This is a genomic window from Ensifer canadensis (assembly GCF_017488845.2).
GTDB lineage: Bacteria > Pseudomonadota > Alphaproteobacteria > Rhizobiales > Rhizobiaceae > Ensifer > Ensifer canadensis.
This window is the reverse complement of sequence record NZ_CP083370.1, coordinates 2,420,693-2,433,525: the sequence shown is the minus strand read 5'-3', so window position 1 is coordinate 2,433,525 and position 12,833 is coordinate 2,420,693. Positions and strand designations below refer to the sequence as shown.

Annotated in this window: 13 protein-coding genes; 8 read left to right on the top strand and 5 right to left on the bottom strand. The window is 61.9% G+C overall.

The window, feature by feature from the left end; translation table 11 throughout:
- Positions 1-38: 38 nt before the first annotated feature.
- Positions 39-830, bottom strand: a complete 792-nt coding sequence (locus J3R84_RS11820; protein ID WP_025427855.1) for a crotonase/enoyl-CoA hydratase family protein — start codon at positions 828-830, stop codon at positions 39-41.
- Between the two features lie 95 nt (positions 831-925).
- Here J3R84_RS11820 and J3R84_RS11815 point away from each other — a divergent pair, with 95 nt between their 5' ends.
- A complete protein-coding gene (locus tag J3R84_RS11815) occupies positions 926-1,507 on the top strand; it encodes a TetR/AcrR family transcriptional regulator (RefSeq protein WP_203529968.1) in 582 nt (193 codons plus the stop codon).
- Positions 1,508-1,523: 16 nt separating this feature from the next.
- Here J3R84_RS11815 and J3R84_RS11810 read toward each other — a convergent pair whose 3' ends face one another.
- On the bottom strand, positions 1,524-1,910 hold the full coding sequence (locus J3R84_RS11810; protein ID WP_203529969.1) for a hypothetical protein: 387 nt from the start codon (positions 1,908-1,910) through the stop codon (positions 1,524-1,526).
- A gap of 269 nt (positions 1,911-2,179) precedes the next feature.
- A complete protein-coding gene (locus tag J3R84_RS11805) occupies positions 2,180-3,247 on the bottom strand; it encodes an IS110 family RNA-guided transposase (protein WP_025428410.1) in 1,068 nt (355 codons plus the stop codon).
- A 219-nt stretch (positions 3,248-3,466) separates the two neighbouring features.
- On the opposite strand from J3R84_RS11805, the gene J3R84_RS11800 reads away from it, so the two are divergent.
- Both J3R84_RS11800 and J3R84_RS11795 read left to right on the top strand, forming a co-directional pair.
- Positions 3,467-4,399: a LysR family transcriptional regulator gene (locus J3R84_RS11800; RefSeq protein WP_051509174.1), complete on the top strand. Its 933-nt coding sequence runs from the start codon at positions 3,467-3,469 to the stop codon at positions 4,397-4,399.
- 68 nt (positions 4,400-4,467) lie between these two features.
- The gene (locus tag J3R84_RS11795) at positions 4,468-4,818 is read left to right on the top strand and encodes a VOC family protein (RefSeq protein ID WP_025428215.1); all 351 of its coding nucleotides are present in this window, start codon (positions 4,468-4,470) and stop codon (positions 4,816-4,818) included.
- A gap of 55 nt (positions 4,819-4,873) precedes the next feature.
- On the opposite strand, the gene J3R84_RS11790 is transcribed toward J3R84_RS11795, so the two are convergent.
- Positions 4,874-6,157 carry a cystathionine gamma-synthase family protein gene (locus tag J3R84_RS11790; RefSeq protein WP_025427853.1) on the bottom strand — a complete coding sequence of 428 codons (1,284 nt, stop codon included), beginning with the start codon at positions 6,155-6,157 and terminating at the stop codon, positions 4,874-4,876.
- Between the two features lie 124 nt (positions 6,158-6,281).
- Between J3R84_RS11790 and J3R84_RS11785 the strand changes: the two genes are divergently transcribed.
- The 4 genes from J3R84_RS11785 (at position 6,282) to J3R84_RS11770 (ending at position 11,105) form a co-directional block, all read left to right on the top strand.
- On the top strand, positions 6,282-6,740 hold the full coding sequence (locus tag J3R84_RS11785; RefSeq protein ID WP_025427852.1) for an Lrp/AsnC family transcriptional regulator: 459 nt from the start codon (positions 6,282-6,284) through the stop codon (positions 6,738-6,740).
- A gap of 258 nt (positions 6,741-6,998) precedes the next feature.
- The gene (locus J3R84_RS11780; protein ID WP_025427851.1) at positions 6,999-8,288 is read left to right on the top strand and encodes a mechanosensitive ion channel family protein; all 1,290 of its coding nucleotides are present in this window, start codon (positions 6,999-7,001) and stop codon (positions 8,286-8,288) included.
- Positions 8,289-8,601: 313 nt separating this feature from the next.
- A complete protein-coding gene (locus J3R84_RS11775; RefSeq protein WP_025427850.1) occupies positions 8,602-9,234 on the top strand; it encodes a LysE family translocator in 633 nt (210 codons plus the stop codon).
- Positions 9,235-9,413: 179 nt separating this feature from the next.
- A complete protein-coding gene (locus tag J3R84_RS11770) occupies positions 9,414-11,105 on the top strand; it encodes an alpha/beta hydrolase (protein WP_025427849.1) in 1,692 nt (563 codons plus the stop codon).
- A gap of 15 nt (positions 11,106-11,120) precedes the next feature.
- On the opposite strand, the gene J3R84_RS11765 is transcribed toward J3R84_RS11770, so the two are convergent.
- Complete coding sequence (locus tag J3R84_RS11765) at positions 11,121-12,011, bottom strand: LysR substrate-binding domain-containing protein (protein ID WP_025427848.1); 891 nt, start codon at positions 12,009-12,011, stop codon at positions 11,121-11,123.
- A gap of 147 nt (positions 12,012-12,158) precedes the next feature.
- Between J3R84_RS11765 and J3R84_RS11760 the strand changes: the two genes are divergently transcribed.
- Positions 12,159-12,824 (top strand): cysteine hydrolase family protein, encoded by a 666-nt coding sequence (locus J3R84_RS11760; protein ID WP_025427847.1) that lies wholly within the window; start codon positions 12,159-12,161, stop codon positions 12,822-12,824.
- Positions 12,825-12,833: the final 9 nt, after the last annotated feature.

Below are 12,833 nucleotides of genomic sequence, written 5' to 3'. Positions count from 1 at the left end.
AACCATGTCGTTGAATATCGCCGATCTCGCGGTTATTGTCAACCGATTGGTTGAATATCTCTGTGCCGATCCTTCCAGGCGACCAACGCCTCTGTGAGGTCCGCGGTCGGCACCATGCGGGCAAATTGTTCGCTTTCCACCAGAAGCCCCTCTGATATCGACATGTTGAGGCCGCGGGTGACGGCGGTGATGATCGTCTGGACGACAAGCGGTGAATGTCGCAGGATGCGTCTGGCAAGCGCGCGGGCGGCAGGCATGAGCTCGTCGTGGGCAACGACGCTGTTGACCAGCCCCAGTTCGAGCGCGTGTTCGGCCGAAAAGTCGTCGCCGGTCAAAAGCAGTTCCAGCGCGCGTTTGCGGCCGGCAAGCCGGGGCAGGCGCTGGGTGCCGCCAAAGGTCGGCGGCATGCCCAGCCTGATCTCGGGCTTGGCGAAACGGGCGCGATCGCTGGCAACGGCAAGATGCACGGCCTCGGTGATTTCGCAGCCGCCGCCATAGGCGAGACCGTTGACGGCGGCGATGATGGGCTTGGGAAATGCCTCCAGCCTTGCGGTCAGGCGCTGGCCGCGGCGGACGAAATCACGCACGGCGGTGTTCGCCCCCTTGGCAACGCTCCCGGAAAACTCGGGAATGTCGCCGCCGGCGGAAAAGGCCCGTTCGCCAGCACCGGTGATGATCACCGCGCCGACGGTGTCGTTCACCTCGATCATGTCGAGCAGACCCAAAAGCCAATCGATCAGTTCGTAGTTCAGCGCATTGAGCTTGGCCGGTCGGTTCAGCGTCAGAAGCGCGATGCCATCGGAAATCTGCAGCAATACGGTGTCGGACATGGTGTTCTCCCTTCCTCGCGTCGAGCGAGGCATTGACGAAAGAAGGCTAGGTGAGGGAAGATCAAAAGTATATTCACTAGTCGGTATACATCGATATGGCAAAACCAGAGCGCACCACCCGGGAAGGCATCATCGATGCCGCCTCGAAACTCTTCTATGCCGAGGGCATTCGCGCCGTCAGCGTCGACGCGGTGGCTGAAGCTGCCGGGGTGACGAAACGCACGCTCTATTACCATTTCGGGAGCAAGGACGAGCTGATCGCCGCCTATCTCGAAGGGCGCGACCAGCCGAACCTGGCGCTCTTCCGCAGATGGTTCGATGCAGCAGACGGCGATCTTGCCGCGAAGGTCGAGGCGATCTTCGTCAATCTCGCCCGGGCAGCGCGGCATTCGAAATGGAAGGGGTGCGGCTTCCTGCGCACGTCGGCCGAGCTTGCGAGCATGCCCGGCCATCCCGCTATCCGCATCGGTGCCGCCCACAAGAAGAAGTTCGAGGCCTGGCTGACGCAGATGTTTGCCGTGGCGGGCATCGATGATGCAGGCGAGCTGGCGCGCCAGATGCTGTTGCTGCTCGACGGCAGTTTTGCAGTCGTGCTCCTGCACCGGGATGCGAGCTATATGGAGAGTGCCGGCAAGGCGGCAGCGACCCTCGTGCGTGTGGCGACGGCTGCCCGCTGATCTCGGGTTTCTGTCGTCAGGTTTTTTCGTCAGCTTCGACCTTGATGGTGCCGCAGGGATCGAGCACGACGCCGTCTTCGAAAGTGCTGGAGACCAGCCCGCTGACATCGACCCGGTCTCCCGGCTTCAAGGCGCTGTTGTTGTATTCCAGGCAAACGACGCGGGTCCTGGTTTGTGGGCAAAGGGTGGTGACGGCGATCGGATCCTGAACCTCCAACGACACGACCTCGGCCGTCAGCTCGACATCGGGCCACTCCGGCGGTTGCTTCTGCCAGCCCGCAACCATATGGAAGATCGCTTCGCAGCTGGTAACGTGCGGGCCGCCATCTTCGGCGATGGATGGCGCCGGCAGCAACAGAAGCGGCAGCAAAGTGCTGCGGGCGATCCGTTTCAGGTCAAGCATTGAGGTCTCCAATGAAAGAACACAAGGGGCGAAACGCCTTCGATTGGCGGCTTTTCCTTGGGTTCGGTTGGTTATTGATCGGCATTTTCGCCGATCGGCTAAATCTCTTCCTTCCGCGCGACAGGCATCTGCCGTTCGGTTCTTGAACCAGTCTCCAATGCGTGACCCTGATGCCGTGCTGGCTTCGGTCACAGAGTGGCGTTCGGCTCCCGGCTTCCCATTCTCCTTGAGGAGCGCAGCCCAGTCCTGCCGGGCTCGCTAGACGACAATCAGGACAGCCGGGATATCGTCGACGCGCCTTCCGTGGTGCTGGTGCCGCGCGGCTCGTAAGCGCGCTGGTCACGCAGGATCTGGAAGGCGATCGTCAAAAGCTTGCGCGCGATCGCCACACGCGCCTTGTTGGTTCCTCTGATCTTCAGATGCTCGTACTGGTCATGAAGTTGCGCATCGCTGGCGATGGCGGGGGTGACGGCTTCGACGAAAGCCCAGCGCAGCCACTTGTTGCCCTGCTTGATGATCTTGCCGTGAAAGGTCTTGCCGCCGGAGGAATAGGTCGAGGGCACCAGTCCGGCATAGGCGGCGAGCTTCTTCGGATTGCGAAAGCGGGATACATCGTCAATCTCCGCGTCGATCAGCCGGGCGAAGAACTCGCCGATGCCGGGGATCGTCTTCAACAGCTTGACGTTGGCATTGGCCTTGGTCATCGCCCGGATCGTTGCTTCCGACTGCTTGATCCGCACGTCAATGTCGCCGATGAAGGCGAGGCCACGGTCGATCTGGATGCGGTCGATCTCCGAGACGTTGACTTGCGCCAGCTGGACGCGGCCGGCCTTGCCAAACAGATCCCCGAGCTTCTTCAGCTGTGCCGTCTGCTCCGGATAGCGATCAAACACCGTGACAATGCGGTTCTTCGTCATCGTGCGCAGCCGCACGTAAAACATCCGCTCGCGCAGGGCGACGCGCAGGTCTCTTGCTCGTTCGCTGGGCGCCCAGGCCTCCGGCACCAGGTCGGCCCTGAGCAGATGCGCGAGCACCGTCGCATCGATCTTGTCGGTCTTGATCTTGGCGTCGGCAATCGCCTTGACCTTCAAAGGATGGGCGAGAACGACATCATCGCAAATGTCGTCGAGCCAGTCGTACATCACCATCCAGTTGCGCGTCGCCTCGACCACGGCATGCGAGTTCTCGCGGTAGCGTTCGAGAAACCCACCGAGCGACTGGCGATCGTTCTTCACCCGGCCCGATCTGAGCGTCTTGCCGCTGCTGTCCTGCACCACCAGATGACTATAGGATTTGTGGTAGTCGACGCCGATATGGTAATCATAAGAGGCAGTCATGCTTCCAACTCCCTTGTTGAGATCTTCGAAACCCCAATAAGGTAAGCCGAAAGGCCGGAAGCGTGACTGTCCCTCGATCATCACCTGCATCTCAATGGTCCGTTCTCTCCTGGGACGCGGCTGCTTTCATGCCACCTCCTGTGTTAAGGAGCCGCTGTAGCAAGGCCAACGATCGCTGGAAAATGATCGCTCCTCATCTCGCATTGAACGGAATTCAGCATGCTCGACTGGCGTCGCATCGACCTCAACAATCTGAAAGTGCTGCATGCACTGATGCTGGAACGCCATGTCGGGCGGGCGGCGGTGCGGCTCGGGGTGACGGCGTCGTCGATCAGCCACAGGCTGCGGCGCATGCGGGAGGATTTTTCCGACGAACTGTTCGCGCGCACGCCAACCGGCATGGCGCCGTCGCCGCGGATGGAAGAGATCGCGGTGCCGCTCAGCGAGATGATTGCCAGCATTACGCTCGCGGTTTCATCCGGCGCTTTGGAAGCGTTGCCCCAGGCGCGCCGGTTTACCCTGGTGGTGCCCGACGGCCTGCGCCAGCAGTTGCTGCCGGTGCTGATCCAGGGCGTGCAACAGGACCATGCGTGCCATAGCCTGGAGATCCGCTCCTTCGAGCGCCGCTCCTACGCCACCGAACTGTCGCAGGGCGAAGTCGATGCGGTCATCTCGGTCGGCGGCGATCGTGACGACCGCAGCCTCGTTGACCGGACCCCGGTTGCGATCGACCGCCTCGTCTGCCTGTTCGGTCCGCTCTGCCCGTTGGCTCCGACGGATGAGGTCACGGTCGAAGGCTATTTGTCAGCCTCGCATCTCTATTCGTTGCCGTGGCCGGTCTCGGACAACCATTTTGATCGGCTGCTGGCGCGGGACGGGCGCTCGCGCCGTATCATGCTCATCATGCCATCGCATCTGGGGATCGGCGATGCACTGACCGCGAGCCGGCTGGTCGCCACCGTTCCGTCGTCACTCGCCCGGCATCTGGCGGGCCTGCATCCGGCGCTCGTCATCCGCCCGCTCGCAATCGACGGCACCGAGGGAACGGTCTTTCTGGAGACCTCGCGCCAGCAGCAGCGGCGGCCGGAGATCGCGCGCTTCAAGGCTGTGGTCGAAACCGCGATCCGGACCGTGCTGCCGCGATCGGAGTAGGCACCACTGCTCTTGGCAAACTTGTCGTGGCGATACAGATTGCCGAGTGGCAAAACCGGGAGGACGACATGGCAGTCAAACGTATCGTGTCCAATCTTTACGCGTCAGATCCGCAGGCCGCGCACGCCTTTTACGCAGATCTGCTCGGGCTCGAGCTGGTGATGGATCACGGCTGGATTCTGACATTCGCGGCCAAAGGGCAGACGGCATTGCCGCAGGTGAGCGTGGCGAGTGAGGGCGGGAACGGCACGCCGGTGCCGGTGCTTTCGATCGAGGTTGACGATGTCGATGCGGTCTATGCCCAAGCCCGGGAAAAGGGCGTGGCGATCGTCTATGACATTACCGATGAGCCCTGGGGTGTCAGGCGCTTCTATCTCCGCGACCCGTTCGGCAACGTGATCAACATCCTGTCCCATTGAGCAGACCGGTCGCGAAGGCGTCGGCGGCCGGTCTGCTGATGTCAGGTTCTCGAAATCAGGCGAGCGTCAGCGCGTTGGCGAGGTCGGCGACCAGATCGTCGGGATGTTCGATGCCGATCGAAAGCCGGATCGTCGTGTCGAGAACGCCGATCCGGCGGCGCACGTCGATCGGCACGCCGGAATGGGTCATCGCCGCCGGGTGGCTCGCCAGCGATTCCGTGCCGCCGAGGCTGACGGCAAGCTTGAAGATCTGCAGTGCGTTGAGGAAGCGGAAGGCCGCTTCCTGGCCGCCTGATATATCGAAGGAGAAGGTCGAGCCGGCGCCAGTGCATTGCGCCGCATAGGCCTTGCCGAGCGGTGAGGCTTCGTCGTGGAAGGGCAGGTAGTGGATACGCTCGACCTTCGGATGGTCGCGCAGGAACTCGGCGACGACGCGGGCGTTATCGTTGGCCTTGTGCATGCGCACCGACAGGGTTTCGAGCGAGCGGCCGAGCATCCAGCAGGAATGCGGATCGAGCTGCGTGCCGATGGCGCCGCGCAACGCCTTCACCTGCTTCATCACCGCCTTCGAGCCGAGGGCTGCGCCGGCGATGAGGTCGGAGTGGCCGCCGACATATTTGGTCAGCGAATAGAGCGAGATATCGGCGCCGTGTTCGATCGGCCGCTGGAAGACCGGTCCGAGCAGGGTGTTGTCGCAGGCGATCACCGGCGTGTGACCCTGCTTGGCGCCGATCGCGTCGGCGACGCGGCGGATCATGGCGACGTCCACTAGGCTGTTGGTCGGATTGGCAGGCGTTTCGATGAGAATGACCGAGACGCGGCCCTTGGCCATCGCCTCTTCGGCGGCCGCGGTCACCGCCGCCTCGTTGACGCCATCGGCAAAGCCGACGGCCGAAACGCCGAGATTGAGGAAGGTTTTCGCCAGCAGCGTTTCCGAACCGCCATAGAGCGGCTGGCTGTGCAGCACCGCGTCGCCGGGCTTGACGAAGGCGAGCAGTGTCGTGGCAATCGCCGACATGCCGGAGGAAAACAGCGCGCAGCTTTCCGTGCGCTCATAGACGGCAAGGCGATCTTCGACGATTTCGCTGTTCGGGTGGTTGAAGCGCGAATAGACAAGACCAGCGCCGACACCCGCCGGCGGCTCGCGGCGGCCGGAGACGAAATCGAAGAAGTCGCGGCCTTCCTCGGCCGAACGGAAGACGAAGGTGGACGTCAGGAACACCGGCGGCTTGACGGCCCCCTCCGACAGTTCAGGATCGTAGCCATAGTTCAGCATCAGTGTTTCGGGATGCAGCTTGTGGTTTCCGATATGAGTCTTGTAGGGGTGCGGCGCGGTCATGGCTTTCTCCTGAAGCGAAACGGGGCGACTGACAGGCAAATTATATCAGACGCCTGGACCGATCCTTGCTATTTGCGATCACATACCCTTGAGTTGCGCAAACTATTGGCAGGACTGAAGGAATATGACGCAGAAAATTGCCGATGAAACCGACCGCCGAATTCTGAAGGAATTGCTGGCCGACGCGCGCATCACCAACAACGAGCTCGCCGAGCGCGTCGGGCTATCGGCGTCGCCTTGTTTGCGCCGGCTGCGGCGGCTGGAGGAGACCGGCGTGATCCGCGGCTATACCGCCTTGATCGACCCGGCGGTCGAGGGCTGGACGATGACGGCGATCGCGACCGTCAGGCTCAGTCGTCAGCACGAGGACGAGATCGTCATGTTCGAGCAGGCGATCCGCGGCTGGGACGAAGTGCTCGAATGCCACCTCGTCACCGGCTCGCGCGATTATGTGCTGAAGGTGATGAGCGCCGGGCTCGAACAATACGAGCGCTTCATCAAGGAGAAGATCGCGCGGCTCAAATGCGTGGCCTCGATCGAGACAAGCTTCGTCATGAACACGATCAAGGAGCGGCGGATCTGAGAGGACTGCGCTGTATGCGGGTCGCATTTTCCCGACGCGACCGCACCAGGTTTTCGGGCGGCGGCTTTGAAAGTGCAAAGGGTGCGCTAGATTCAAAAGAGAGCGTCCCTGGATCACGATGATTTTCGGTCGATCGACCCACGATCATGAACGTGATCGATTCTGGCTAGGGCGGGATGCGGGCGGAAACCGCGCCCACTTTTCCTCACCCCGCTCTCGTGCGCTCAGATGGACGCATGGCGCTCGCGGAGAAAGGCGATGGATTTCGTAGAAGCGTTCGACGCCGTTGGTTCCTGGATGCGGACGGTCCTTCTCAACGAGTGGACGTTCTATCAACTCGCCCTGATTGTCGCCGGCTACCTGGTTTGTGGCCTCCTGGCAAAGCGGATAGAGCCGGCAGTCGAAGCTCGCGCACGCACCATCAAGGGCAATCCGGACTTGCTGCGCGTCATCATCGCTTTCATGCGGCGGCTACGGTGGCTATTTCTGATTATATGGCTGTGGATCGCCGATGCGATGCTGTTGCGCTTTGGATGGCCGTCATACCGATGGCTGGTCGGCACCGCGCTTACGCTTACGGCGGCGTGGTTTGTTATCTCGGTCCTCACGCGCATCATCAGAAATCAGACGCTGGCGCGTGTTGTTGCCGTCACTGGCTGGATCTACTTTGCGCTCTACGCGATTGGCCTCGATCGCGTGATCCTGACGACGCTCGATGGCGTGGCGTTCAATCTCGGCGCGGTTCGCCTTTCGCTGTTGCTTGTCTTGAAGGCTATCGTCCTTTCCTTTGCGCTGATCTGGCTCGCCGTCCTGTTCGGTAACGTCTCGGCGCATTGGATACAGAGGTCTGCGGATCTCACCCCCTCCTTCAAGGTCCTCATCAGCAAATTGGTCAAGATCGCATTGATCTGCTTCGCCGGCTTAATCGCCCTGAACGCCACCGGTATCGACTTGACCGCATTGACGATCTTTTCCGGTGCCGTCGGTGTCGGCATCGGCTTTGGCCTGCAGAAGGTGGTCTCCAACTTCATCTCGGGGATCATTATCCTGCTCGATAAATCCATCAAACCGGGCGACACGATCACACTCGGCGATACCTTCGGCTCGGTCCGCGACCTGCGATCCCGGTTCGTCTCGGTGATCACGAGAGACGGCAAGGAATACCTCATTCCAAACGAAGACTTCATTTCGCAGCAAGTCGTGAACTGGTCGTTTTCCAGCGACTATGTTCGCATCGAGATCGACTTCGGAACATCCTATGACAGCGATCCGCACGAGGTCGCGCGCATCGCCATCGAGACCGCCGCATCGATTCCGCGGGTCGCCAGCACCTATGCCCGGCCGGTCTGCTGGATGACCGGTTTCGGTGCATCATCGCTCGATTTCAAATTGAGGTTCTGGATTTCCGATCCGAGCAACGGGCTGACGAATATTCGCGGTCAAGTGCTGATGGCGCTATGGGATGCGTTCAAGGCGGCCGGCATTTCCATCCCGTTCCCGCATCGTGAAATCATCATGAAGACACCTGTCGAGGTGACCCGCGTGTGAAGCGGAACGCCGCTACGCGGGTGGTGTGGAGGACGATGAAACGCCCGACGCTGCACACGTCTTGGGCTCGCAACACCGGACTGGACAACTATGGGAGGCGACGTTGCGGCCTGCGCGTCGGTCGCCCTCGGCTGGGAGATGCGCGCCGCATTCCGGCTTGTAGATTCCAAAACGGCAGGCAGGTGGGCGTGGCAAGGTCGGGCCGGCCCGCAATGTCTGCGTGCGCGCATTGGCCCATTCGCCTTGCCAAGCAAGCGCAGGCATTGTCTATTGCCAGCTTATCCGCACCGTCCAGCCTATCGGGAGCACATCGATGCCTTCAATGGAACTGCTGTTGGCTTTCCTCGCCACCACGGCGATCTTCGCCTATATCCCCGGTCCTGCGATGCTCTATGCGGCGGCGCAGACGATGGCGCGCGGCCGCTGGTCCGGATTGATGGCGACGCTTGGCATTCACCTCGGCGGTTATGTGCATGTTTTCGCGGCGGCTGCCGGCCTGTCGGTGCTGTTTCATGCGGTGCCGGTGCTTTACATGGTCGTCAAGTTTGCCGGTGCGGCCTATCTCGTCTGGCTCGGCATCTCGCTGTTTCGCGCCAAGACGCAAGGGGAGCGCGCCTTGCCCGGCATCCAGGCGAAATCCGGCCGGCGCGCCTTCTTCGAGAGCATCACCGTCGAAGTGCTGAACCCGAAGACGGCGATCTTCTTCGTCGCCTTCCTGCCGCAGTTCATCGATGCATCCGCGGCGTTTCCGGTCTGGCTGCAGTTCGTCATCCTCGGCACGATCGTCAACCTGATGTTTTCGTCGGCTGATATTGCCTGCGTCATCCTCGCGGGCGTGCTGATCACCCGGCTCAAGCGTTCGAGCATGGCGCAGCGCGCCATGCAACGCGTCGGCGGTGGTGTGCTCGTCGGGCTCGGCGTTCACCTGGCCTTCCAGAAGAGCTGATCCGCACCCACCGCGTGTAAGGGGATGCCGCATTCGCCGCTTTGGCAAGGGTTGTCGCGCCCGTAGCGGTTGCAGGGCCGATACGAGGTTGTCGGCGCGGTGACTGGCGGTTATCAATCGGGTAACGCGTCGATCGGAATGGCGCGCTCGATGAACGACCGTGAACAAGGAGCCTGCCGGTGGATCACCTTCAAGAGACAGGTCTGCGCGTGGCAAAGTGGCCCATTCCACAGTTCGTGTCCGGGCATAGGGCGTCGTTTTCGACGACGGGCCTCATCGTCGGGGTGCTGTTTTTCGCTGCATCGCTGACGCCAAGCCTGATCCCGCGCCCCTATGTCATCCAAGCGGTCATCTCAGGTCTTTCGCTGTCTGCCGGCTATGCCATCGGCGTGTTCCTTCGTTGGCTGTGGTCGTTTCTCGAGCTGCCCGATGTGCGGCCACGGACCGGGCTGATCCTCAAGCTGGTGGCTGCCCTCGGCTGCACCGCCGTTGCACTCGCCTTCCTCTGGCGGGCGGCGGCGTGGCAGAATACCGTGCGGAACCTCATGGGCCTCGACCCGGTCGAGAGCGCGGAGCCGCTGAAGCTTGGCCTGATTGCCGTGCTCGTCTTCATCTTCATCGTCCTGCTGGCACGGCTGTTTCGGTTGACGTTCCGCGTTCTCGCCAGGCGCTTCGAGTATGTGTTGACGCGGCCACTGGCAAAGCTCGCCGCAGTAGCGGCGGCAATTGCACTGTTCTGGTCGGCCACCGACGGGGTGATCTTCCGCTACGCTCTGCATGCGGCCGACAGCTCGTTCCAACGGCTCGACGCGCTGATCGATCCTGATGTGGCGCCGCCGACTGACCCGATGAAGACGGGCAGTGGCGCGTCGCTGATGACCTGGGATGAACTCGGGCGGCAGGGACGCCAGTTCATCGCGTCAGGGCCGAGCGCCAAGGACATCGGCGCCTTCTTCAATGGCGGGGCGAAGGAGCCGCTGCGGGTCTATGCCGGGCTCAATTCGGCCGAGACGGCAAAGGAGCGAGCGAAGCTCGCGCTCGAAGAACTGAAGCGCGTCGGCGGGTTCGAGCGCTCCAACCTTATGATCGTTGTGCCGACCGGAACGGGCTGGATCGATCCGCCGGGGCTCGATTCGCTCGAATATCTGTTGAAAGGCGACGTCGCCAGTGTCGCGGTGCAATACTCCTACCTGACGAGCTGGCTCTCTCTGCTGGTCGAGCCGGAATATGGCGCCGAGACAGCCAACGCCCTGTTCGACGCGGTTTACGGCTACTGGACGACGCTGCCCAAGGACAAGCGGCCGCGGCTCTATCTCTACGGCCTCAGCCTCGGCTCGATGAATTCGCAGGGTTCGGTCGACCCGTTCGACATCATCAGCGATCCGTTCCAGGGCGCGCTCTGGGTCGGCTCGCCGTTTCCGACGAAGACCTGGCTATCGATCACCCGCAATCGCAATCCAGGGTCTCCGCAATGGCGCCCGCTCTATCGCGACGGATCGGTGATCCGCTTCACCAACCAGGCGAATACGCTTGATATTCCGGGCCCTGAATGGGGCAATGTCCGCATCGTCTACCTGCAATATGCCAGCGACCCGATCACCTTCTTCGATCCGTATTCCTTCTACCGCGAGCCGGACTGGATGAAAGCGCCGCGCGGGCATGACGTCTCGCCCGATCTTCGATGGTTTCCTGTCGTGACGATGTTCCAGCTTCTGGCCGACATGGCGATGGGCACGACGACGCCGATCGGCTACGGCCACGTCTATGCGCCGGAACACTATATCGATGCGTGGATGCAGGTTGTCGATCCGCCGGGCGTAACCGCGGATGATGCGGTGCGGCTGAAGGCGCTGCTCAAAGGGCGCTATTGAAGGGTACGGCGCCAGTCAGTCGCCACGCAGGTGGGCGGCGATCTGGTGGGCAAGCGCCTGGATCAGCGGTTCCTCGGCCTTCTCCGTCGGACAGAGAAGATAGTAGCCTGCTGATGCCGGTATCGCCGTCGGGAACGGCTGGATCAGCCGGCCTTCCTGCAGGTAGGAGCGGGTGAGAACGTCCGAGACGAGCGCAATGCCCTGTCCCTGCAGGGCGGATGCGACGGCGACGGCGACCGAGGGCACCCGAACGCTGCGGCTGCCTTCGAGCGAGATGCGCGAGGCGGCCGACCAGCGCGTCCATTCCCGCCCGTCATCCTCATGCAGCAATGTGACGTCGCGCAGCTTCCTGTCGCGGTGCGAGCCTTCCAGCCGCGGGAACAATAACGGCGAACATATGGTCCTGAGCTTCACGTCGCTGACCACCTGCCACCACAGGCCGTCGAAGGGCGGATTGTCGTAGACGATCGCCAGGTCGACATCGTCCCAGAGGACGTCGCTTGCGCGAATGCAGCTGCGCATGGCGAGATCGCTGACGCCGCGCGCATCGGCGAACTGCACCAGGAGGCTGGCCATCCAGGCGATCGCCAGCGCCGGCGGCAGGGCGACCGTCAGCTTCTTCTGGTGGTTTTCGAGCTGCCGCTCGGCACCATTCTCGACCGCGACGGCAAGATTGCCCATGGCATGGGAGACGGTCTGGGCGAAATCACGTCCGGCCGCCGTCAGGCGGATATTGCGTCCCGATTTCTCCAGAAGTGTCAGTCCCGTCGTCTCTGAAAGCCGGCGCAGCTGCAGCGATACCGCGCCGGGGCTGAGGCCCAGTTCGTCGGCCGCCTGGCGCACGGAGCCGATCCGGGCGACGGCTTCGAAGGCCCTGAGATAAGGCAGGAAATGCAAAGCTTTCATTCGAACTTCCGCCTTGATTGACAATCGACTGTCGCGTGCAAAGCAATGGCAATTGTTTAGCAAAACTAGACAATATCAAGCACAAAAAATCGCTATTCCCAATCGATTTTTGCTCCTATGAATTGGATCGGAGAGAGGGAGACATGCATGATCGAGGCCCAACCATTTGATTTTCCTTATGACGGAAAGCTGGTTCCGTCGCAGACCGCGCTGATGGTGATCGACCTGCAGATCGACTTCTGCTCGCCCGACGGCTACTTCGCTTCGATGGGCTATGATCCGGCGCCGCTTAGGGCAATTCTGCCGGCCGTCAACCGTGTCATCGCCGCGGCGCGGCAAGCCGGATGCCTGATCATCCATACGCGCCAGGGCTATCGTGCCGACCTCGCCGACATGACGCCTTACGAAAAATGGCGCCGCAAGCGCTCGGGGCTGGAAAACACCGAGGTCCTGCTGCGCTCGAGCCCCGGCTTTCAGCTGCTACCCGAGCTCGATGTCGCAGACAGCGACGTCATCATCGACAAGACCTGCAACAGCTCGTTCACCTATACGGATCTCGAGCATGTGCTCAGAGCGCAGGGCATCACCCATATGCTGTTTACCGGCTGCACCACCGACGTCTGCGTGCATACGACGTTGCGCGAGGCCTGCGACCGCAATTTCCAGTGCCTGACGATCTCGGATTGCTGCGCCAGCGGCGAGCAATGGGCGCATGAGGCGGCGATCAACATGATCTCGATCGAGAACGGCATCTTCGGCACGGTCTCGACCAGCGACGCGGTCATCGCCGGCCTGGCAAAAGCTAGCCGCTAACACTGACGC

Excerpts from the sequence above, each read along its gene's own strand:
- J3R84_RS11820 (WP_025427855.1), bottom strand. The coding sequence starts at position 830 with ATGTCCGACACCGTATTGCTGCAGATTTCCGATGGCATCGCGCTTCTG.
- J3R84_RS11815 (WP_203529968.1), top strand. The coding sequence starts at position 926 with ATGGCAAAACCAGAGCGCACCACCCGGGAAGGCATCATCGATGCCGCC.
- J3R84_RS11810 (WP_203529969.1), bottom strand. The coding sequence starts at position 1,910 with ATGCTTGACCTGAAACGGATCGCCCGCAGCACTTTGCTGCCGCTTCTG.
- J3R84_RS11805 (WP_025428410.1), bottom strand. The coding sequence starts at position 3,247 with ATGACTGCCTCTTATGATTACCATATCGGCGTCGACTACCACAAATCC.
- J3R84_RS11800 (WP_051509174.1), top strand. The coding sequence starts at position 3,467 with ATGCTCGACTGGCGTCGCATCGACCTCAACAATCTGAAAGTGCTGCAT.
- J3R84_RS11795 (WP_025428215.1), top strand. The coding sequence starts at position 4,468 with ATGGCAGTCAAACGTATCGTGTCCAATCTTTACGCGTCAGATCCGCAG.
- J3R84_RS11790 (WP_025427853.1), bottom strand. The coding sequence starts at position 6,157 with ATGACCGCGCCGCACCCCTACAAGACTCATATCGGAAACCACAAGCTG.
- J3R84_RS11785 (WP_025427852.1), top strand. The coding sequence starts at position 6,282 with ATGACGCAGAAAATTGCCGATGAAACCGACCGCCGAATTCTGAAGGAA.
- J3R84_RS11780 (WP_025427851.1), top strand. The coding sequence starts at position 6,999 with ATGGATTTCGTAGAAGCGTTCGACGCCGTTGGTTCCTGGATGCGGACG.
- J3R84_RS11775 (WP_025427850.1), top strand. The coding sequence starts at position 8,602 with ATGCCTTCAATGGAACTGCTGTTGGCTTTCCTCGCCACCACGGCGATC.
- J3R84_RS11765 (WP_025427848.1), bottom strand. The coding sequence starts at position 12,011 with ATGAAAGCTTTGCATTTCCTGCCTTATCTCAGGGCCTTCGAAGCCGTC.
- J3R84_RS11760 (WP_025427847.1), top strand. The coding sequence starts at position 12,159 with ATGATCGAGGCCCAACCATTTGATTTTCCTTATGACGGAAAGCTGGTT.